At 68.1% G+C, this 21479-nt stretch carries 19 protein-coding genes and 1 pseudogene; 9 read left to right on the top strand and 11 right to left on the bottom strand.

Annotation, left to right across the window (positions count from 1 at the left end):
- The first annotated feature begins 24 nt into the window (after positions 1-24).
- Positions 25-759 carry a TetR/AcrR family transcriptional regulator gene (locus tag FHS44_RS03820; protein WP_184712449.1) on the top strand — a complete coding sequence of 245 codons (735 nt, stop codon included), beginning with the start codon at positions 25-27 and terminating at the stop codon, positions 757-759.
- A 384-nt stretch (positions 760-1143) separates the two neighbouring features.
- Here FHS44_RS03820 and FHS44_RS40070 read toward each other — a convergent pair whose 3' ends face one another.
- Positions 1144-1461: a hypothetical protein gene (locus FHS44_RS40070; protein WP_221460320.1), complete on the bottom strand. Its 318-nt coding sequence runs from the start codon at positions 1459-1461 to the stop codon at positions 1144-1146.
- A 717-nt stretch (positions 1462-2178) separates the two neighbouring features.
- Here FHS44_RS40070 and FHS44_RS42670 point away from each other — a divergent pair.
- A complete protein-coding gene (locus tag FHS44_RS42670; protein ID WP_376771556.1) occupies positions 2179-2286 on the top strand; it encodes a putative leader peptide in 108 nt (35 codons plus the stop codon).
- A 128-nt stretch (positions 2287-2414) separates the two neighbouring features.
- On the top strand, positions 2415-3986 hold the full coding sequence (locus tag FHS44_RS03815) for a sulfatase family protein (RefSeq protein ID WP_184712448.1): 1572 nt from the start codon (positions 2415-2417) through the stop codon (positions 3984-3986).
- A gap of 44 nt (positions 3987-4030) precedes the next feature.
- Here the strand turns inward: FHS44_RS03815 and FHS44_RS03810 are convergent, their stop codons facing one another.
- Positions 4031-4999 carry a haloalkane dehalogenase gene (locus FHS44_RS03810; protein WP_246435064.1) on the bottom strand — a complete coding sequence of 323 codons (969 nt, stop codon included), beginning with the start codon at positions 4997-4999 and terminating at the stop codon, positions 4031-4033.
- A gap of 103 nt (positions 5000-5102) precedes the next feature.
- Here FHS44_RS03810 and FHS44_RS03805 point away from each other — a divergent pair, with 103 nt between their 5' ends.
- The 6 genes from FHS44_RS03805 (at position 5103) to FHS44_RS03780 (ending at position 11167) form a co-directional block, all read left to right on the top strand.
- Positions 5103-5588 (top strand): MarR family winged helix-turn-helix transcriptional regulator, encoded by a 486-nt coding sequence (locus FHS44_RS03805; RefSeq protein ID WP_184712447.1) that lies wholly within the window; start codon positions 5103-5105, stop codon positions 5586-5588.
- 145 nt (positions 5589-5733) lie between these two features.
- Positions 5734-7362, top strand: a complete 1629-nt coding sequence (locus FHS44_RS03800) for an AMP-binding protein (protein ID WP_184712446.1) — start codon at positions 5734-5736, stop codon at positions 7360-7362.
- A complete protein-coding gene (locus tag FHS44_RS03795) occupies positions 7359-8312 on the top strand; it encodes an NAD(P)H-dependent flavin oxidoreductase (RefSeq protein ID WP_184712445.1) in 954 nt (317 codons plus the stop codon). Before FHS44_RS03800 ends, FHS44_RS03795 begins: the two co-directional genes overlap by 4 nt.
- Before the next feature lie 377 nt (positions 8313-8689).
- Positions 8690-9514 carry a MoaF C-terminal domain-containing protein gene (locus tag FHS44_RS03790; protein WP_184712444.1) on the top strand — a complete coding sequence of 275 codons (825 nt, stop codon included), beginning with the start codon at positions 8690-8692 and terminating at the stop codon, positions 9512-9514.
- A gap of 161 nt (positions 9515-9675) precedes the next feature.
- A complete protein-coding gene (locus tag FHS44_RS03785; RefSeq protein WP_184712443.1) occupies positions 9676-10701 on the top strand; it encodes an alpha/beta hydrolase in 1026 nt (341 codons plus the stop codon).
- 100 nt (positions 10702-10801) lie between these two features.
- Positions 10802-11167 carry a cupin domain-containing protein gene (locus FHS44_RS03780; protein ID WP_184712442.1) on the top strand — a complete coding sequence of 122 codons (366 nt, stop codon included), beginning with the start codon at positions 10802-10804 and terminating at the stop codon, positions 11165-11167.
- A 64-nt stretch (positions 11168-11231) separates the two neighbouring features.
- Here FHS44_RS03780 and FHS44_RS42665 read toward each other — a convergent pair.
- The 9 genes and pseudogenes from FHS44_RS42665 to FHS44_RS03730 all read right to left on the bottom strand — a co-directional run bounded on the left by FHS44_RS42665 (position 11232) and on the right by FHS44_RS03730 (position 21449).
- Positions 11232-13347 (bottom strand): annotated as a pseudogene (locus FHS44_RS42665) (ABC transporter ATP-binding protein).
- 34 nt (positions 13348-13381) lie between these two features.
- Positions 13382-14293 (bottom strand): ABC transporter permease, encoded by a 912-nt coding sequence (locus FHS44_RS03765; RefSeq protein WP_184712440.1) that lies wholly within the window; start codon positions 14291-14293, stop codon positions 13382-13384.
- Positions 14294-14372: 79 nt separating this feature from the next.
- Positions 14373-15311 carry an ABC transporter permease gene (locus FHS44_RS03760; RefSeq protein ID WP_184712439.1) on the bottom strand — a complete coding sequence of 313 codons (939 nt, stop codon included), beginning with the start codon at positions 15309-15311 and terminating at the stop codon, positions 14373-14375.
- Positions 15311-16369, bottom strand: a complete 1059-nt coding sequence (locus tag FHS44_RS03755; RefSeq protein WP_184712438.1) for an LLM class F420-dependent oxidoreductase — start codon at positions 16367-16369, stop codon at positions 15311-15313. Before FHS44_RS03755 ends, FHS44_RS03760 begins: the two co-directional genes overlap by 1 nt.
- Before the next feature lie 39 nt (positions 16370-16408).
- Entirely contained in the window at positions 16409-17152 is a 744-nt protein-coding gene (locus tag FHS44_RS03750; protein ID WP_184712437.1) for an enoyl-CoA hydratase/isomerase family protein, read from the bottom strand.
- A 30-nt stretch (positions 17153-17182) separates the two neighbouring features.
- Positions 17183-18820 (bottom strand): ABC transporter substrate-binding protein, encoded by a 1638-nt coding sequence (locus FHS44_RS03745; RefSeq protein WP_184712436.1) that lies wholly within the window; start codon positions 18818-18820, stop codon positions 17183-17185.
- A gap of 176 nt (positions 18821-18996) precedes the next feature.
- The gene (locus FHS44_RS03740) at positions 18997-19755 is read right to left on the bottom strand and encodes an enoyl-CoA hydratase/isomerase family protein (protein WP_184712435.1); all 759 of its coding nucleotides are present in this window, start codon (positions 19753-19755) and stop codon (positions 18997-18999) included.
- Positions 19756-19821: 66 nt separating this feature from the next.
- The gene (locus FHS44_RS03735) at positions 19822-20748 is read right to left on the bottom strand and encodes a phosphotriesterase family protein (protein WP_184712434.1); all 927 of its coding nucleotides are present in this window, start codon (positions 20746-20748) and stop codon (positions 19822-19824) included.
- Positions 20733-21449 carry a CoA-transferase gene (locus FHS44_RS03730; RefSeq protein ID WP_184712433.1) on the bottom strand — a complete coding sequence of 239 codons (717 nt, stop codon included), beginning with the start codon at positions 21447-21449 and terminating at the stop codon, positions 20733-20735. The genes FHS44_RS03735 and FHS44_RS03730 overlap by 16 nt, the downstream gene beginning before the upstream one ends.
- Positions 21450-21479: the final 30 nt, after the last annotated feature.

Genomic DNA, 21479 nt, shown 5'->3' with positions numbered 1-21479 from the left:
TCCGACCGCACGAGAGGATGTTCGATGGCCGAGCTGCCACCCGTCGTGGCGCGGATGTGGGACCGCGAACCCACCACGCGCAGAGGTCCGAGGCCGCGCCTGGACCTGGCCACGATCACGACGGCCGCCATCAAGATCGCCGACGCCGAGGGACTGGCCGCCGTCTCCATGGGCAACGTCGCCGCCCGGGTGGGCGTCGCTCCGATGGCGCTCTACCGGTACGTCGGCAGCAAGGACGAACTGCTGACCGTCATGGCGGACAGCGCCGTGCCCCCACCGCCCGAACGCGGGGACCTGTCCTGGCGTGCCTACCTCGCCACGTGGACCCGGCTCAACCGCGACCTCCTGCTGTCCCGGCCCTGGCTGCTGGACCTGCGCCAGAGCACCCCGCCCATGGGCCCGCGGCGACTGCTCTGGCTTGACCGGGCCCTGGACGCGCTGTCCGGTACCGGGCTGGACGACGGCCAGAAGTTCAACGCCGCCACGGTGCTGACCGGCTACGCCCTCACCGACGCCACACTCACGCACGCGCTCGGCGCCGGTGGCGAGGAGCCCGCGGCCAGGGCCAAGGGAGCCGCCGAGTACGGCGAGATACTCGCCGAGGTTCTGGACCCCGCGACGTACCCGGCGCTGTCGGCCATGATGCGCTCCGGCCTGCTCAGGGAATCCACTGGCTGGACGGAGGACGCCGACTTCCGGTTCGGCCTCGACCTCCTGCTGGACGGCATAGAGGCGCTGATCGCCCGCCCGGCCCGGTAGCCGGCCCCGGCCGCCGGGTGAACTGATTTCCAGGCCATTGACAACAACCGAACGGCCAACGGCGTCAGCGGGCCGAGATTCCGATGTGCTGTTGTGGCTGTTCAGGGCAGGTCGAATGCGGTCTTGTCTCGGTGCCCCTATGCCGTGGAGTACGGCACGCCGAACAGGTCGGCGATCCGTCCAAGGCCCGCCGCGAGCGCCGGTAGCAACACCATGTGCTCCCCGTGGTAGCCGCCGACTCGACGTCGGGCAGGAGTTTCATCACCCGTCTGTGATGAAGTGGTCCGCTGCATCACGGGCGGGTGATGGCGAAGAGTCTTTTAGCCTTGCTTTCTTTGAGCTGTCCTGTATGTCCTGCCGCAGTCGAACGAGCTCTTGACCGGCTCAGATTCTTTGATGTCCGACCGATATCGGCCATGAGCTGCTGCTGCATTTGGCATTTGAGGTAACAGAATTAGCGACCCAAGGGCCGTAAATTGTGGTATAGCTACCGCTGCCGTCCTGGCAGAAGAGCACGACCCGTGTCTGAGTCACTCCGGTACCGCCGCACGTCGCCCAGCCGGTGCCGCCGCTGACGCCAATCTGTGCGCCACTGCTGCAGATCGGCGCCTGGGCGTGGGCAGCCGGTGACGTCAGAGTTGTCACGGCGGTGATCGCGGCCACCATGGCCGCAGAAACGCCGAACTTCTTGACACGGATCATTAGTTATCCCTTTCGTTTTCGACGTTTGCTTTTTGATAGTAGACACAGCTTTGGCGGATATCTATAGGGGGCGGTATACGATTCGAGTACGCGTTTTACGGGCTGGCCACAGGGCCGCAGATCGAAGTCCGAAACAGGAAAACATTCTGGTGGCAGATCTTCTCGACGGCCAGGTTCAGGGCGCCGAGCAGATGCGTGACCCAGTTTTCGAGCGTCGTTGACACGCGCTCTCGATCAGGCGACGGGGAAGCGAACGGAGGCGTCCAGCCACTCCACGCAGCCGCCGTACGGCCAGCGGAGTCTGGGTCGGGCCGGATGAGGAGACTGGCCGCCAGATGTAGCGGTGGGGATCGTTGCCGAAGCCAGCCGCCAAATCCCGGTCTCTCCGCGTAATTGGCCCTCAGGAGCAGGTGGGCCATGACCTCGCCCAATGATGTGCCGCCCGCAAACCATGAAGGTCGGCCCTACGCCGTCCCAGTATTGATCTTGAGAGGCCAGGGCGGTCTCGGCGACGAAGCCGTTCGACAGCATCCGTTCACCGTCCCTCGACGGCACCGACCATCCCGGCCGCAAGACCCCGGGCAGCGGAGATCTGACGAAAGAAGCATGCCGACGAGGGTCCGTGCGAGGTTGTGAACAGGGCGAACATCGCATGATGCGGCGAGCACCAGAAATTACCCACTTGACCGGTAGGATTAATTCGGATTCGATGTGGTTATGGCACCGACCGCCTGGAGTGGACACAGTTTTCACGCCACTGTGCGGCGTCACATCGACTTGGCGCGCGTGAACAGCGCCTTGTGTCGCCCGGTTCGTCACCGCTGATTCTCCAGCCTCCCATTCGGGTGCGAATTTCTGTGCCCGCGACTGCTGGTACGCCCAGATGGGCTTCACCCTGTTCAAAATTCATCCGCATCAGGTGATGGACCAGGCATCCCGAGAAAGGGTGCAGTATGAACGCCCACAAGCCAAATCGTCACCGATCGAAACTCTTGGGGATCCTGCTTGTCGCATCCGCGAGCGTCGCCTACGCGGGTGTGAAACTCGACAGTTCGCCGGCCTCGGCAGCGACGACCCAGCCCAACATCGTCTTCATTCTTACCGATGACCTCAACGAGGACGTCTTCGGCAAGGACGCCGGGCTCCAAACGCTCCTGACCAGTCAGGGAACGACATTCAACAAGCAGTTCGTCGAACTGTCGCTGTGCTGCCCGTCGCGAGTGTCCACGCTGCGCGGGCAGTTCGCGCACAACACAGGGATCTATACCAACGATGCCGCCTCCGGCGGCGGGTTCCAGTCCTTCCGCAGCAAAGGACTGGAGAACTCGACCGTCGCCACCTGGCTGCAAAGCGCCGGATACCGCACCGGGTTCTTCGGTAAATATCTCAACGGGTATCCCAACGGAGCGCCCAGCAGCACCTACATTCCTCCCGGGTGGACGCGCTGGTTCAGCCCCAATGGCGGAAGCCCGTATTCGGAGTACAACTACGACGTCAACGACAATGGAACGACCGTCCACTTCGGCGGCGCACCGTCGGACTACGGCGTTGACGTGATCTCTCGCAGGCTGACCACGTTCATCAAGAACACCACCACCAACCACCCGGACAAGCCGTTCTTCACCTATGTCGCTCCCTACATCCCCCACGGACCGGCGACGCCGCCGCCGCGCTACGACGGCATCTACCCCAATGCCAAGGCTCCACGTACTCCGTCCTTCAACGAGGACGACGTCAGCGACAAGCCAGCCTGGATCCGCAACAAGCCCAAGCTCACCGCCGCCCAGATCAACAACATCGACACCTTCTACGAAAAGCGCAGAGAATCCCTGCGCGCGGTCACCGACCTCGTCCAGGACACGATTGACACCCTTCGGACGCAAGGCGTACTCGACAACACCTACATCGTCTTCACGTCGGACAACGGCTTCCACCAGGGCGAGCACCGCCTGAACTCCGGCAAGAACACCGCCTTCGAGGAAGATCTCAACGTCCCGCTGGTCATCCGCGGACCTGGCGTCCCCGCCGGGGCGGTCGTCAACGCCTTCACCCTCAATGTCGACCTCGCACCGACTTTCGCCGAACTGGCCGGAGCGACCACGCCCGCCTTCGTCGACGGCCGCTCCCTCGTGCCGTTCCTGCGCGGCACCACACCGTCACGGTGGCGCCTGGCGTTCCTCAACGAGCATGCCGGCCCCAGCACCCTGAACACCAACGCCCTGAACAACCTGCTGGAACCCCAGGATCCCGGCGACGCGCAAGCGCTCGCCTCCGGAGGCGCCCCCGTCTACGTCGGCCTGCGGGCCAAACCCAACACGCTCGGCGTGAACGCGGCGTTGAACTACGTCGCCTACAGAACCGGCGAACACGAGCTGTACAACCTGTCCGCCGATCCCTACCAGCTCGACAACTCCTACGACAGCGCCAGCCCCACGCTCAGACAGAGGCTCGAAACCTGGGTCACCCGACTCAAGAACGCCTCTGGGCAGGCGTTGCGAGACGCGGAGGAGACCCCACCGCAGTAGCGGAGAAATTTCGGGAAGCGGGTCGCCCGAATCCGCCGGCCCTTTCAGGAAAGGTCTCGCAGCCAGGAGGTGATGGCCGATCCGATCTGGTCGGGAGCGTCTTCCTGGAGCATGTGGCCACCCATGATCGTGATGTGTGTCTGGTTCGGCCACGAACGGGCGATGGCCCGGTGCGTTTCGAACATCGTTCCTGGGACCGCCTCGATGAACAGCTTGGGGACCGAGGACTTGGCGAGCCATTCCGCGTAACGCGTGACGACGTCGTGAACGTCGTGGGGTTCACCCGCGACGGGAACCTCTCGCGGCCAGGTCAGCGTCGGTCGGCGTGACTCGCCCGGTTCCGTGTAGGGACGGCGGTAGACGGCCATCTCCGCCTCCGACAGCCCTCGCAGCACCTCCGCGGGCAGGACCTCGTCGACGAAGAAGTTCCGGTCGAGGACCATCTCCTCACCCGCGGTGGAACGGATGGTCTGGAAGAGCGCGATCGCAGGTTCCGGCCAGTCGCTCCACGACGAGATAGGGGCCACGAACGCCTCCATGTAGGCGATACCCCGGAGAGCGGAGGGATGGCGGTACGCCCAGTCGAAACCCAGGGCGGAACCCCAGTCCTGCAGCACCATGACCACCCGTTCACGGACGCCGAGGGCCTGAAGGAACGCGTCGAGATAGCGGCGATGCTCGACGAAGCGGTACGAGCCCGGTCCGCTGGCCGGAAGTTTCGCGGACTCGCCCATCCCGATCAGGTCCGGGGCGATGCAGCGCCCTTTGTCCGCCAGATACGGGATGACGTTCCGCCATACGTACGACGAGGTCGGGTTGCCGTGAAGAAAGACGATCGGATCGCCTTCTCCCTCCTCCACGTATGCCATTTCAAGCCCGTCAACCTCGATACGACGCTTCCGATACCGTTCCTCAGCCGAGATCACGACTCTCCTCATTTCCGCGAATCCTTGCTTCGGTCGGAGATTTTGCAGTACGCCCCGGGTCTTGCCACAAGCCCCCCGGTGCGCCATAGTGTGCGACCGCTGTCAGCCCGGGCCGCGGGCGTGATGATCGTCATGAGCTCGCTGGTTGTTGATGATGCAACACAGCCTTCCTGGCTACTACGATCGCTGCATGCCCGAGCGCGCGAACGTCAGGAATCTCGTCCCCATCGCCGAGTTGCTGTCTTATCGCCTGTCACGCACATCGGCGGCCCTCTCCCGTAGCGCGGCCCTGCGCTACCGCCGCGAGTTCGACGTCACCCTTGGCGAGTGGCGGGCGATCGCCCTGATCGCGTCCGATCCGACGCTCACCCTGAACCGGCTGGCCCGGCGCGCGGGGCTCGACAAAGCGCAGATGAGCCGCATCGTGACCAAGCTAACGGAGCGGGGCCTGGTCAACAGGACCGCGGGGTCGGGGCGGACGTCCCAGCTGGCGCTGACCGAGACGGGTGTCGAGGTCTACCGCGGCCTCATCCACGCGGCGAACGAGCGCGACGCGACGTTCCTCGCCGTCCTGTCCCCGGAGGAGCGAAAGGTGCTGGTGGGCGCGCTCGACAAGCTCGCCGACCTCGCACTGGACATCGAGCGCCAGGAACGTGACCACACAAACAGTCCCTAGACTGTTGACAACATCAACAGATTTGCGTACTCCTAGAGCCAGCACGAGGAGGTGGCTCGATGACCGACGCGATCACTGTCTGCGCGTACGTCGCCCCGGGCGGACCACAGGTCCGGCGCACCGGATCCGGGACGGAGAAAGCTTGATGGACCTCAGAACGGCGTGTCCCCTCACCCCACACGAGGCGCTGGACCGCGCCGCGCTGCTCGCTCCCGACGTCGAGGCGGTGGTCACCCCCGATGACCGGATCACCTACGCCGAGCTGGCCGGGGAGGTCGCCCGCATCCGCGCGGCCCTCACCGCCGCCGGCATCGGGCACGGTGACCGGGTCGGCGTCTGCCTCGGCAACGAGCCGCGCTGGGTCGCCCTGTTCGTCGCCCTCGGAAGCGTCGGGGCCGTCACCGTCCCGGTGAACACCCGGTTCACCGCAGGCGAGGTCGAGTACACGCTGCGTCACGCCCGCATCTCCACCCTGTTCGTGGCGGACCGGGTCCTGCGCGTTGACTTCATCACCATGCTGGGCGAGCTCGGCATCGGTCACGACGGGACCCCGACCTGCCAGAACCTGCCCGACCTCACGTCGGTTGTTGTGCTCGGCGACAACGTCCCCGGGTGGGCGACCGCGTGGCCGGACTTCGTCGACGCGGGGAGCGATGTGGGCACCGTACCGCCCGCCGCCGATCCGGACGACGTCCTGCTGGTCCAGTACACGTCCGGCACCACCTCGCGGCCGAAGGGCGTGCTGCTGACCCATCGCAGCATGTGCGCCGACGCCTTCTTCGCCGGGGTACGGCTCGGCCTGCGTCCGGGAGATCGTTACCACAGCGCCCGGCCGTTCTTCCACGTCGCGGGGAGCACGCTCTCGGTGCTCGCGTCGATCCAGCACGCCACCACGCTGGTGACCATGGCCCGCTTCGAGCCCGCCGAGGCGCTGCGCCTGTTCGAGGTGGAACGGTGCACGCACTTCTCCGGCAACGACACCATCGCGCTGATGCTGCTCAACCACCCCGACCGCGCCCGGCGGACGCTGCACCTGCGGGGAGCCTGGGTCGCGGCCTCCCCCACCGTGATCCGGCGCGTGATCGACGAGCTCGGCGCCACCGAGTGCGTCGCCGCCTACGGCCTGTCCGAGGCCTCCCCCAATGTGGCGTTGTCCGCCTGGTGGGAGGACGAGGCAGTACGGGCCTCCGGGGCGATGCGTGTCCAGCCGGGGGTCGAGGTCCGGATCCGCGCCCTCGACGACAGTGGTGACTGCGCCCCCGGCGAACCGGGCTCGATCCTCGTCCGCGGCTGGAACGTCATGCGGGGCTACCTCGACGACCCCGAGCAGACCGCCGCCACCATCGACGCCGACGGCTGGCTGTTCACCGGCGACATCGGCGTCCTCGACGCGGCCGGGCGCCTGCACTTCGTCGGCCGCACGAAGGACATCATCAGGGTCGGCGGGGAGAACGTCGCCCCCGCCGACGTCGAGGACGCCCTGCACCGCCATCCCAGCGTCCACCAGGCCGCCGTGGTCGGGGTCCCCGACGAGCGGTTGATCGAGGTTCCCTTCGCGTTCGTCGTGCTCACCGAGTCCGGGGACGCCTCGGAGGAGGAGCTGCTCGGCTGGTCCCGCACCCAGCTCGCCGGGTTCAAGGTCCCCCGCTACCTCCGCATCGTGGACGGGTTCGAGAACATCGGGATGACCGCGAGCTCGAAGGTGCAGAAGAACCAGCTCGCGGCCCACGCGCGCGGGCTGCTTGAGCGGGACCGCAGCGAGGTGGACGCGTGATCTCCACCTCGGTCACCCGCCTGCTCGGGATCGACCTGCCGATCATCCAGGGCGGCATGTCCTGGGCCTCGTCCTGCTCCGCCCTGCCGCTCGCCGTGAGCCGGGCCGGTGGGCTCGGCGTCGTCGCCGCGGGCCCGATGCGGATCGCCGACCTCACGCGCACGCTCGACGAGATGGAGGCCGGGACCGACCGGCCGTGGGCCGTCAACCTTCCCCTCTACCGGCGGGGCGCCGACGAGGTGATCGACCTCCTCCTCCAGCGCAGACCGCCGGTCCTGATCGCGGCCCAGGGCGGGACGCAGCGTTACCTCGATCGCTTCCGCGACGTCGGCACCACGTGCCTGCACGTCGTCGCCAGCACCGAGCACGCCCGCAAGGCCGCGGCGGCGGGCGTCGACGGGCTCATCGTCGTCGGTGCGGAGGCGGGCGGCCACCCGCCGCCCGCCATGGTCACCACGCAGGTCCTCGTGCGCGCCGTCGTCACCGCGGTCCCCGGCATCCCCGTCATCGCCTCCGGTGGTGTCGCCGACGGCGCGGGCCTCGCCGCGATGATCGCCCTGGGGGCCGACGCCGCGCAGTTCGGCACCCGGTTCCTCGCCAGCCACGAGGCGACCGTCCACCCGAACTACAAGGCCGCCGTCCTCGCGGCGACCGTCGACGGCACCCGCGCCGTCGGACGCGAGCTGGGCGTCACCCGCGCGCTCGCGAACGAGTTCACCGCCCGCATGACCGAGCTTGAGGAGTCCAACGCGGACCTCGACGTGCGCCGCAAGGCGTTCCAGTCCTCGACACTGAGGGACGCCGCGCTGTACGGCGACGTCACCTGGGGCAAGGCCGAGGCGGGCCAGTCAGCCGGACTCGTCCACTCGGTGCTCCCGGCGGCCGAGATCGTCGAGCGGATCGTCGCGGAGTACATCGGCGCCCGTGAGCGGCTTTGCCCGCCTCGGTAGCGCCACCTGGGCGCCTGGAGCCTGTCGTCGATCATCAGACGTCCGGCTTCAGGCACCTTGACAGCACCGGACCTGGCGAGATCCGATATGGGATCGGCAAGCTTTGCCCTTGAGGCAAGGGAGGTAAGTCTTGAACGACGCCGTTCAAGAGACGCGGCTCGGCCCCAACCCAGCCGAGTTCCACCACGCCGTCTTCACCTCGTTCATCCCGCTCCACGTAACCAGCGTCACCCCTGACGATCGGCGTACAGCCGCGCGCTCACTGCCAAACCAGAGTCCGCCGCCGCGGGCGAAACCGAGCTTGATGAGCCGAGCGGGAGTCACGGGCGCCGCCTCCTCGCCCGCCCTCGCCTCGTCTTCCTCCGGTGAGGAGAACCATGATTAGCGATCTTTCCGAAGCCTCGATCCGTCGACCCATCCACGGACTTCTCGGGGCCACGGACATCGGCCTCACCAGAACCGATCCGCCGTCCGCCCTCGTCGGCCGCGTGGTCGTGCTCTACGACGACCACGGCACCCGCACCACGCACCGCTTCGGCACGGACACCGTCACGTGGACGCGCAGCCCGGGGCGCGGGGACGACGTCCCGGCCTCGGGAAAGGGCCGCTACGAGGCGTTCCGGATCGCGGACGATCTCTTCTACGTACAGTTCCACCACACGCAGACACCGGCGGAGTCCGTGAGCCTCGTGCTCGACTTCACGAGCGGGCACGCGCTGTCGGCGATCACGTCGATCGGCGATCCCTCACCTGGCCGGCCTCGGGTACGGCAGAGCTTCGCGACGGCGCGGATCGAGGGCATCGAGTCGACCATGCTTCCGCCCGCGCCGTCCACCGCGCTCACCGGTCTGCGTGTGCTGTGGGAGTACGGCCACGACCGCGTGTACGAGCACATCTATCTCGGGCCGCGGCAGTACGCCTGGCAGTGCCTGGCCGGTTTGGAGGAAGGGCTCGCGGACACCGACGAGTGCACCGCCTACGAACTTCGCCCCGGCATCTTCCTGTTCGCCTGGCGGGAGAAGGCGCTTCCCTGCGCGGCGGTGACGGTCGCCGACCACCGTGACATCCGCAGCATCCGTTCGCGGGGCGTGCTGTTCGGGCTCGACGAGTCCCGTGAGGTTCTCGCCCACTTCACGCTCGACGGGTTCGGCAGGCTGATCAGCACGACGGTCTATCCCGCCGAGTTCGACCCGGCGCGTTAGACCCGGTTCCCGGGCCGGATGGCATATGCCGTCCGGCCCGGGTGCCCGTTTCTCATAATAGAGGAATTGATACATCACATCTAGTATGTGAAGAGGCCGACTTGTTCGGCGGAAGCCGTACGGCCGTGTCCCCTGTCTGAGACTTGAAGGAGTGGCCACCGATGACCGTGGCACCCGTCCCGTTCGATCCCGACCTGCTGCCCGCCTACCAGGCGCTCCACATCGGTGGGAGTCCGCCGCTCGGCCCGGAGACCGTACGTGCGCAACGCGACGGCGGCGGGTTGATGACCAGGCCCGTCGAGGAGATCATCGGCGGCCGTCCTGTGGAGTTCGAGGACCGGGTGATCCCGGGCCCGGCCGGAGCCCCGGACCTCACCATCTCCATCCTGCGCCCGAAGGGCGGGGTCAGGACTCCGGCCGCGCTGTACAACATCCACGGCGGCGGGATGTGCATGGGCAACCGGTTCTGGTCCATGGAGAGCTTCGTGGAGCTCGTCGACGTCTACGGGCTCGTCGCGGTCTCCGTCGAGTACCGGCTCGCGCCCGAGCATCCGCATCCCGCGCCGGTCGAGGACTGCTACGCGGGCCTCGTCTGGGTCTCCGAGCACGCCGACGAGCTGGGCTTCGACCCGGGGCGGATCGTCGTGATGGGGCGCAGCGCGGGCGGCGGCCTCGCCGCGGGCGTGTCGCTGCTCGCGCGCGACCGGGGTGGGCCCGCCATCGCCGGGCAGGGGCTGTACTGCCCGATGATCGACGACAGGAACACCACGGCGTCAAGTCACCAGTACGACGGGATCGGCTGGTGGGACCGCGACAGCAACCTCTGGGGCTGGCGTTTCCTGCTGGGTGAGGACGCGGGCGGCCCCGAGGTGTCCCCGTACGCCGCGCCGTCGCGGGCGACCGACCTGTCCGGGCTCCCGCCCGCCTACATCGACGCGGGCGCCTGCGAGGTGTTCCGCGACGAGGCCGTCGACTACGCGACGCGCATCTGGGCGGTCGGCGGCCAGGCCGAGCTGCACATCTGGGCGGGGGCGTTCCACGGCTTCACGGAGCAGGCTCCCGGCGCCACGGTCAGCCGGGCGTCGAAGGCCGCCCGCGGCTCCTGGCTCGAACGCGTCCTCGGCCTGCCCCACGCGACCACCCCTCAGGTCGGGTACGGCCGGCCGGCCGGCGGAGCGCACGGCTGATGAACATGCACCAGATTTGACATGTGATATATCAAGGATAGAATTTAAAAGAAGACTTCACGCAGCGCCGTTACGATCCAGACGAAGTGAGGAGCGATCCATGACGATGAACTTTCGCCCCGAAGATCTCGACCTGAGCGATGCGAAGCAGCGGCCGCTCGTGCCGCCGAGCGCCACGCCCATCGAGCCCGCCGAGATTCTCACCCGCAACCGCGTCCTGCACATGAGCGAGGACAAGAAGTTCATCATCGGCACCTGGGAGTGCGCGCCCGGGTCGTCCCGCTGGGAGTACCCTAACCGGGAGGAGTCCATCTACGTGCTGTCCGGCACCATGACCGTGCAGGAGGACGGCGGCGAACCCGTCAAGCTCACACCCGGGTCGAGCGCGGTGTTCCCCGTCGGCTGGAACGGCACCTGGACCGTCCACGAGACCTTCCAGAAGGTGTACCACATCTACCGCCTCTGACCTCCGACGCGGGAAAAGGCCCGGAAGCCGCCACAGCGGCCTCCGGGCCTTTTCATGTCGCGCGTTACTCGTGGGCGGGGAAGTGGCAGGCGTTGAGCGCGCCGTGCCCGGTGCGGTCGAGCAGACCGGGCTCCTCCTCCGCGCACACGTCGGCGGCCTTCCAGCACCGGGTGCGGAAGCGGCAGCCACTCGGCGGATCGGTCGGGCTGGGGACGTCGCCCTCAAGGATGATCTCTTTCCTGGAGCCGCGGGAGCCGACCTCGGCCGAGGGGATGGCGCTCAGCAGCGCCTGCGTGTACGGGTGCCCGGGGTCGGACAGCACCTCAGGACCGGCCTCGACGATCCTGCCCAGGTACATCACCAGCACGCGGTGGCTGACGGCGCGAACGACGGCCACGTCGTGCGCGATGAGCAGGTAGGCCAGGCCAAGCTCGTCCTGCAGGTCCATCAGCAGGTTGATGATCTGGGCCTGGATCGACACGTCGAGCGCGGAGATCGGCTCGTCGAGCACCAGCACCCGGGGCTTCAGCGCGAGAGCGCGCGCGATGCCGATGCGCTGCATCTGCCCGCCGGAGAACTCGTGCGGGAACCGGTTCGCGTACACGGGCTGGAGGCCGACCATCTCCAGGAGTTCCTCGGCCACATACCTGTCCCGGGGAAGCCCCTGCACGCGGAGGGGCTCCTCGATGATGTCCCGCACCCGCATCCGCGGGTTGACCGAGGCGAACGGGTCCTGGAAGACGATCTGCACCTCCCGCCGCAGCATCCGCATCTGGCTCCGGCTCGCGGTCCTCAGGTCCATGCCCTTGTAGCGGATGGACCCGGCGGTCGGGCGGACCAGCCCGACGAGCGACCGCGCGACCGTCGACTTGCCGCACCCCGACTCCCCGACGAGCGAGACGGTCTGGCCCTTGTGCAGTGCGAAGTCCACCCCGTCGACGGCGTACACCGTCTCGGCGTACTGGCCGTGTCTGCGCCTGCCGAGCGGAAAGTGGATCTTGAGTCCCTCGATCCGCAGCAGCTCCTCGCCGACCGGTTCCGCGGGGTCCATCACGTCTTGCTGTGTGCTGTGGAACATGAGTTCCGGCTCCTCACCGTCGAGCACGAGCGTAGGGACACGCTCAGGGAGTGACCTCTTCAAGGAAGTGGCATGCGGACCGGTGGTCGTCCGTCGGCGCCGGGCGCAGCTCCGGCTGTTCCAGGAGACACAGCTCCCGGTCGCCGCGAAGACCGCACCTGGGCGCGAAGGAGCATCCGGGGGGCAGGTCCGTCGGGTTGGGCGGAAGGCCGGGGATCGGCGTGAGCCGCCGCCGGACCGAGTCCGAAGGCAACCGGCTCGGCGTGCACCGGAGCAGGCCGACGGTGTAGGGGTGCTTGGGGTTCTCGAGCACCTCCTCGACGGTGCCCATCTCGACCACCCGCCCCGCGTACATGACCAGGACACGGTCGACGTTCTGCGCCACCAGGCCGATGTCGTGGGTGATCAGCATGATCCCGACGTTGGTGCGCTGCTGCACCTCGCGCAGCAGCCGCATGATCTGCGCCTGGATCGTGGCGTCGAGCGCGGTGGTCGGCTCGTCGGCGATGAGCACCTTCGGGTCGCAGCTCATCGCCATGGCGATCATCACCCGCTGCCGCATGCCGCCGGACAGCTCGTGTGGATACTGCTGGGCGCGCCGCTCCGGCGCGGGCACCCCGACGGCCGCGAGCAGTTCGACGGCCCGGCGCCGGGCCGCCTCCCTGTCGGCCTTCGACGGCCTGCGCTGATGGGTCAGGATCCCCTCGGCGATCTGCGCTCCGATCCGGTGGACGGGGTTGAGCGAGGTCATCGGGTCCTGGAAGATCATCGCCACGTCCGACCCGCTCGCCGCCCGCAGGCTGCGGCGGTCGAGCGCCAGCAGGTTCTTCCCGTCCACCCAGATCTCGCCGGACACGACCTTGCCCGGGGGCTGCGGGATCAGCCCGAGGGCCGACATCGCGGTCACGCTCTTGCCCGATCCGGACTCGCCGACGATCCCCAGGGTCTCCCCCGCGCGCAGGTCGAAGCTCACATCGGTCACCGCCGCGACGGTCCCGCGCCTGGTGGTGAACACCGTCGTCAGGTTCCGCACGGACAGGCATCCGTCCGACGCCGGGGTCTGCGGACGTCCGTGGATTTCGGTTTCGGTCACGTCGGTCATCGACACGCCTTCGGGTCGGCCGGTCTCCGGCAGGTCAACTGTTCGCGGTCCGGGGATCCAGGGCATCCCGCAGTCCGTCACCGAGGAGGTTGAAGCCCAGGGCGGCGACGAAGATCGCCAATCCGGGCACCAGCGAGAACAGGGGGTCTGTCTGCAGGTAGGTGGTGCCGTCGCGGAGCATTCCACCCCACGTGGCCGTGGGTGGCGGCAGGCCGAGGCCGAGGAAGCTCAAGCCCGCCTCGATCCGGATCGTCACGGCCGCGGTCATGCTGGCGATGACCACCATCTCGCTGCGCAGGTTGGGCCAGATGTGCTTGTACAGGATCCACGGCGCCCGCGCGCCGAACACGATGCTGCTCTTCACGAACTCCCGCTCCCGGAACGCCAGGGCGGGGCCGTGCGCGAGCCGGGCGAACACCGGGACGATCCCGATCACGATGGCCAGTGTGATGTTCCAGATGCTCTGCCCGAACAGGGCGACGAAGAGCAGGGCCAGGATGAGCCCGGGGAAGGCCATCAGCACGTCGACGACCCACATGATCACGCGCTCGGTCCTGCCCCGGAAGTAACCGGCGATCATCCCGACCGGGATGCCCACGGCCATCCCCAGCAGCACCGACGACACCCCGATGACCATCGAGGCCTGGGTGCCGTGGATCAGCCGCGTGTAGATGTCCCGGCCGAACTGGTCACGACCGAGCCAGTGTTCGGCGCTCGGCGACTCCAGCTGGGCCGCCAGATCCTGGTGCGCCGGGTCCTGGGAGGTGAACAGGGTCGGAAAGAGCGCGACGAACACCAGAAAGGCGATTATCAGCCCGCCGATGACCAGCAGCGGATTGAGCCGTCGCAGTATCCGCCTCCGGGGCCTCACGACATCTCGTGAGGCGCCCCTGCCCGGCGGGGGGACGGCGGCGGTCACCACCGCTCCCGGGTCGTTCGTCGTCATGTTCGCACCGGCATCCGTGTCGTTTCGACGTCACTCGGGCGCCGAGGGCTGTGAATACAGAGCGGATTCATGGAGCACCTCACGCCGTCTTGGTTCGGGGGTCGAGGACGTGGTAGAAGGCGTCGACGGCCGCGTTCACGAGGACGATCACCGTGGTGACCACGATGATGCAGCCCTGCACGGTCGTGTAGTCACGTGCCTGCATGGCGTTGACCATCAGGCTGCCCAGCCCCGGTCGGGCGAACACCGTCTCGATGAGCACCGCGTCCCCCACCAGGGTGATGAACGAGATACCGGCGATCGGGACGAGCGGCAGCGAACCGGGCTGGAGCACGTGGCGCACCAGGACGCGGCCCTCCCGCACCCCCTTCGCCCGTGCCGTACGGACGTGGTTCTCCCCGATGATCTCGACCATGAGCGAGCGGGTGACCCGGGAGGTGTAGGCGGCGCTCACGATCCCCATGGCCAGCGCGGGCAGCAGGAGACGTTGCAGGTTCGAGCCGAGCTCCACGAAGGGGGCGACCCCGTTGGTCGGCAGCCCGAGCGGCAGCGCGATGAACAGGACCAGCAGCACGGCGACGAAGAAGCTCGGGAAGGACAGCCCGACCAGCGACATGATCCGTCCGATGACGTCGGGCGACCTGTCCTTCCACACCGCTTCCACGATGCCGAGGGTGATCCCGACGAGCTTGCCGATGATGAGCGCCGCGATGGCGAGTTCGAGCGTGTGCGGGAGCACGCTCAGGATCGTCCCGCTCACCGACAGGCCGTTGGTGAGCGACTCGCCCAGGTCGCCCTGGGCGAGCTGCGTCAGGAACTTCCAGTACTGCAGGAACACCGGGTCGGTGAGCCCGAGCTTCTCGTTGAGCCGCGCCACCGCGTCCGGGGACGCGTCCTGGCCCAGCATCGCCACGGCGGGACCGCCGGGGGTGAGCCGGATCAGGAAGAAGACGGCGGTGGAGACCACCGCCAGGGTCAGCAGCAGCCGCCCGAACAGCTTCAGGAAGTAGCGTGCCATCAGCCGTTCTCCGCTCGTGAGGCCACGGGCGCGCCGCGGGCGGCTCGCGACGCGGCGAACACGTGGGCGAGCACGGGAAGGTTCTGTACGGAGGTCCGCGCGATGAGCGTCGTGGCGACGCAGTCGTGCCACCGTGTCTCAAGGTCCCGCTGGACCTTCTCCGGCGGACCGACCAGCGCGATCGCCTCGACCATCTCCGTGGGTACGGCTGCCGCCATGCCCTCGCGGTCACGGGCCTTGAACCGCTCGATGATCTCCCTGCACGGCTCCTCGAAGCCGAGCCTGGCGATGGAGTTGTAGTGGAAGTTCATACCTTCGGCGCCGTTGGCCGCGACCTGGAAGGCGATGCCGGGCCGGAGCTCGTCGGCGGCCGTCTCGACGTCGGGCCCGAACGCGACGAACACGCCGGGAGCCACCTCGAAGTTCTCGGGGCGTCCCCCTGGCCTGCTGCGGAAACCGAGGTCGAGGCGTTCCCGGTACCAGTTGTCGAACTCCGGGGAGAAGTTCGTCGGCAGCCAGCCGTCGGCGATCTCGGCGGCCAGCGAGATGTTCTTCGGCCCCTCGGCGCCCAGGTAGATGGGGATGTCGGTGCGGGCGTCCCGGATGCCCGTGCGGATCGAGCGCCCCAGCCCGGTCCCGCCGTTCACCGGGAGCCGGTAGACCTCGCCCTGGTGGGCGACCCGCTCCCGGGCGAACGTGTCGCGCATGATCTTGACGTACTCGCGGGTCCACTGGAGCGGCCGTTCGAAGGGCATGCCGTACCACCCCTCGACCACCTGTGGGCCGGAGAGCCCGAGGCCGACGACCACGCGCCCGCCGGAGAGCTTGTCCAGCGTCATGGCGGCCATCGCGGTCGCGGTCGGGGCGCGGGCCGCCATCTGCGCGACGCCGGTGCCGAGGCGCATCGTTTTGGTCTTGGCGCCCCACCAGGCCAGGGGGGTGAAGGAGTCGGTGCCGTACGACTCCGACGTCCATCCCGACTCGTAGCCCGCGGCCTCGGCCACCTCGGCGGCCTCGGCACCCAGCGTGTAGATCGAGCAGGCGAGCCTATCGATCACCTGGCGCTCCTCCCGGCCCGACCGCGGCCCGCGGCGTGGTCACCATTGGAAGTTCGCCCCGTTCTCCCGCCTCGCGAGCTGCGCGGTGCGCATGACCCGGTAACCGGCCTGGACGGCGGCGCCGTACGGCATGTCGGCCGACTCGTAGAAGAAGCGCTTCGCCATGTGCACGGCGTAGGGCGGGTTCGCCGCGATCTGCCGTGCCACCTCCATGGCCCGTTCGCCGAGCTGGTCGGCGGGCACGACCTCGTTCACGATGCCGATCCGCAGGGCCTCGTCCGCCGGTACGCGACGGCCGGTGACGAGCATCGACATCGCCGCCCGGGTGCCGACGACCTCGCGGAGCCGAGGGATGCCGTTGCCCTGGACGAGGCCGTGTGTGACCTCCGGGTGCCCGAACACGGCGTCCTCGCTCGCGATCACGAGGTCGGTGAGGTTGACCACCAGCGTCCCGAGGCCCAGCGCGTAGCCCTGGACCGCCGCGATGATCACGGGCCGTGCGTAGCGGAAGTTGTGCGCCATCTCGGTGCCGGTGGACACCTCGAACGAGGGCGTCCGGCTCTGTCCGAGCTGGTTGCCCAGCTCGCTGAGGTCGGTGCCGCCGCAGAAGGCCCGGCCCTCGGCCCGCAGCACGACCGCGCGGCAGTCCTGCAGTTCGTCGCCGGTGAGCACCTCCGCCAGCAGCCGGTGCATCTCGAAGTTGAACGCGTTGAGCTTCTCCGGCCGATTCAGCGTGATGACGCCGACGCCATCGGTCACGACCTGGAACTCGACCTCGGCCACTACAGCACCTCTCTTCCGCACAGCACGGGATCAGCAGTCGTTCGCTCGGGTATCGACGGTGGCCTTGTAGCTCGGCTGCCAGTTACCGGGAATCGTGGTCGGCGGTTCGACGCCACCCATGGTGAACCCGCAGACCGCGCCGTACGCCTGGTAGGCCACGAAGAGCGGCTTCGCCGCGGCGTCGTCGAGGATCTTGTCGTTGATCTCCTGCCACAGCCGCGCCTGCTCCGCGGAGTCGGACGTCTTGGACGCCTTCTCGATCAGGGCGTCGGCCCCGTCGTATCCACCGAAGTTCTGCGCCGGGTGCTTGCCGCCCCGTACGGCCGAGGGCCCATAGAAGAAGTCCGTGTACGGGATCTGCGGCGTGGGCCGGTAGGAGATGAGGGTGAGCATGAGCGGCTCCTGGCCGGTCATGATGGCCGTCTGCCAGGTGGGCACGTCCACGGTCTTGATCTTGACGTTGACGCCGATCTCCTTCATCTGGGCCTGGAGGACCTGGAAGGTTGTCGCGTTGCTGGGCGCGGTGACGGTGACGTCGAAGCCGTTGGGGTATCCCGCGGCCGCGAGCATCTGACGGGCCTTCGCCACGTCGAACTCGTAGGCAAGACCGGCCTGCTGCACGTGGTCGTCGGGGATTCCGCCGGGTAGCTGGGCCCCCCACACGCTGAGCGTGGGCTTCGCCGTCCGCTTCCCGGTCAGGGCCACGTAGTCGTCGCGGTTCACCGCGTAGGCCAGCGCCTTGCGTACCTCCGGGTTGGCGGTGGGGCCGACCTTCGTGTTGAACAGCAGGTACCAGGTGCCGAAGAGCGGGGCCTCGACGACCTTGAACCCCTTGCGGGAGTCGATGGCCTCAAGGCCCTTGTCGCCGGTCGCGGTGGGCGGCGCGACGTCGAGGTCGCCGCCGAACAGGGCGGCCTGCCTAGCCGTGTCGTCCGGCATGAACCGGATGTCCCACCCGGCGGACAGCGGCTTGCCCAGGTAGTAGTCATCGTTGGCCAGCAACGTGATGCGCTGGCCCGGCGTCCAGTTCTCGAACTTGAACGGCCCCGGCCCCACCGGATGCTTGCCGAAGTCCTCGCCCTCGGCCTCAACCGCCTTCTTGCACACCACGAGCCCGCCCTGCCAGTTCGAGATCGTCGGCAGGAACGCGGCGGGCGAGACCGGCTGCTTCATCGTCACCTTCACGGTGCCGGCGTCCACCGCCTCGACCGTGTCATAGGCGGTGAAAACCGAGGCGAACGTCGACGTCTCGGGGTTGGCCGCCCGCTTCAGCGAGAACACCACGTCGTCGGACGTCAGGTCGTAGGCCGGGGTCTTCTGCCCGGCGGGGCACTTCACGCCCGCGCGGAGCGCGATCGTCCAGACCTGCTTGCCGTCCTGCGTCGTGGGCTGGGGAATCTCCTTCGCGATCCCCGGCTCGAACGGCGCCGTCGCGTCGCCCGGCTGGTAACGCACGAGGCCGTCGAACAGCATCATCGACAGAGTGCGGTCGACCGGCTGTACGGCGCGGACCGGGTCCATCGACGTGATGCCCTCGGTGGCCACACCCCATCGGATGGTCGGCCGTTCGTTCGTCGTCGGAGCGTTGCCACCACAACTGGTGGCCGCCAGCACCGCGAGGAGCGCGGCGGGGGCGACAACACGGGTTTGAATCCCGCTTACCTTCATCGTTCACTTCCATGTCCCGGGCACTGACCCGATTCCGAAAGTCCAAGGAATTTATTGATGGGGGTCGTGCCGAGACGGCGGCGATCCCGTCCCCGAGTGATAGAAACCGCGCTGGGCTGGATTTCTCTTGCAGTATAGCTTTGGATGTTACACCTGAAATATCACATACGCAACGGTCATTCCGGCGCCCCGCGACCGCCGGTCATCGCCTCGCGGGTCATCAGACTGACGTCGCGGGCGTACTCGAAGGCGTGGTCGTAGTCGAGCTCCTGGACGGCCCGGAAGACCCGCTTGGTGAGGCGGATCGCGGTCGGCGACTTCTCCGCCAGGGCCTGCGCGTAGCCGACGGCCTCGGTCATCAGGTCGGCGGCGGGAACGATCCGGGTGACCATGCCCATCGCGTGGGCCTCGGCCGCGTCGACGAACCGGCCGGACAGCAGCAGGTCGAGGGCCTGGAGGCGCCCGACCACCCTGCTCAGGCCGACCGCCACCGTGACCGCGGCGATCCCGTGGTTGGTCTCGGGATAGCTGAACCGCGCCGTGTCGGCCGCGAGAACGACGTCGCACGACACCGCGAGCGCACAGCCGCCGCCCACGGCGAAGCCGTTGACCGCGGCGATCACCGGCTTCGGCACCCGCGACAACCGCTCGTAGATCCGGTCGTTGTCGACAGCCTGCGCGTACCGGTCCCACAGATCGTCCGGCCGGGGACTCGTCCCGGCCTCCTTGAGGTCGGCCCCCGCCGAGAACGCGGGACCGTTGCCGGTGATGACGATCGCGCCCACGTCCGGATCGGCGACGGCGTCGTCAACCGCCCGGTGGAAGAGCCGCAGCAGCTCGCTGTTCAGCGCGTTACGGACCCGGGGACGGTTGAGGGTGATGACACGCACCCTTCCGTCGGTACGGCACAGCACCACCTCGGCGTTGTCAGTCACTCGCTTTCTCCTGACGTCGATGGAACAGTCGATGGAACATGGCGGGAATCGGATGGATCGGGGTGGTCAGGAGCCGACGAGAAGGCGCAGGGGGTTGTCCACCATGATGGATTCGACGACCTCGTCGGGGACCCCGGCCTTCAGCAGGTCGGGCACGACCTGCTTCAGCACGTACGCGTATCCGGGTCCGCCCGCGCTGCCGCGATCCCCGGGAATGCACACGTCGTGGGAGATCAGCAGGTGCGACGCCCAACCCCGGCGGATGAACTCCACCATGTTGCGGACGCGCCGTTCCTGCTGGTGCGGATTGCGGGGGCCGTTGCGGTCGTAGCTCACCAGCGCGCCGCGGCTCGCGAGCAGCTCGTGGTAGTCGAGGTAGGGATACATGTCGCAGTGGGCCACGGCGACCCGCCGCAGGTCGCAGCCCTCCTCATCCAGCACGTCGAGCTGCCACCTGCCGACGTCGCTCTTCACCGCGTGCAGGACGAGCCCGAGACCGGTCTCCTTCTGGGCCCTGGCCGCGGCGCGCAGCACCCGCTCCTCGGCCGCGGACAGGTAGCCGTGGTCGGCCCCGATCTCCCCGATCACGCCCGGCCGGATACCGTGCACCCCGGTTCTGATGTCCTCAAGGAGGATCTCGGTCAGCTCCGCGACGCTGACCCTGTTCATGTCCTCCTCGTAGAAGGACTCGCGGTACCAGCCGCAGCCCATCACGATGTGCACGCCGGTCTGCTCGGACACCGAACGCAGCAGCCCCGGGTTCCTCCCCAGGCCGTTGTTCGTGCAGTCGATGATCGTGCCGCCGCCCGCCGCCGCGAACTCCCTGAGGTCGGGCACGGCGTCCTCGGACTCGTCCAGGGTGGGGTCGGGCCGGGGCCGGTCCTTGATGAGGTCGCAGACCACGTGTTCGTGCGGCAGGATCCGCCCCAGTTCCGACGCCGGGACCGGGCCGCGCACGGTCTCGACGGTCTGACCCGCTACGCCGCGTTCCACAGGTCATCCCTGTCGCTCTTGAGCGTCACCTCGGCGACGCCCTCCGGCGCGGCCACGAGTTCGACCTCGGTGAGCCGCTGGGCGTCCTCAAGGCTCCAACCGGGCACGAGCTCGCGGACGATCGCTTGGCCGTCCTCCAGGTCGATCACGCCGATGTCGGTGACCAGCCTGTCGACGCACCGAGGCGCGGTCATCTCCAGGTCGAGCCGGTTGACGAACCGCCGCGGGCGCGGCAGCAGCTGCATGGCGACGACAACCCGACGGGCGCAGAACGCGAGGTCCTGGGCGCCGCCGATCGCTCCCGCCACCGCCCCTGGCAGCCAGAAGTTGGCGAGGTCGCCCTGCACGCTCACCTGGAACGCTCCCAGGATGGTCGCGTCGAGGTGACCGCCCCTGATCAGGGCGAAGGATTCGGCGTGGTCCATGACGACCATCCCGGGACGGGGGATGATCGGCTGCCTGCCCGCCGTGGCCAGGGACGGGTCCACCTCGTCCTGGGTGCGGGCCTGCCTGCCGTGCCCGAGGACGCCGTGCTCGCTGTGCAGGAAGATGTCCTCCTCATCCTCGATGAAGAGACTGCACAGCATGGGCACACCGACGCCCAGGTTGATGACGTCTCCCTCACGGAAGTCCTGTGAGATGCGTCGCGCGATTCCGACCCTGGACAGGGATGGCGCGGAGGGGTGTTGAGCTGGCGTCATAGCCTGGCCGGGGGTTCGGGCCCAGTGTCC

It is taken from the genome of Streptosporangium saharense (assembly GCF_014203715.1).
GTDB classification, from domain to species: Bacteria; Actinomycetota; Actinomycetes; order Streptosporangiales; family Streptosporangiaceae; genus Streptosporangium; species Streptosporangium saharense.
This window is presented reverse-complemented; position numbering and strand designations above follow the sequence as displayed.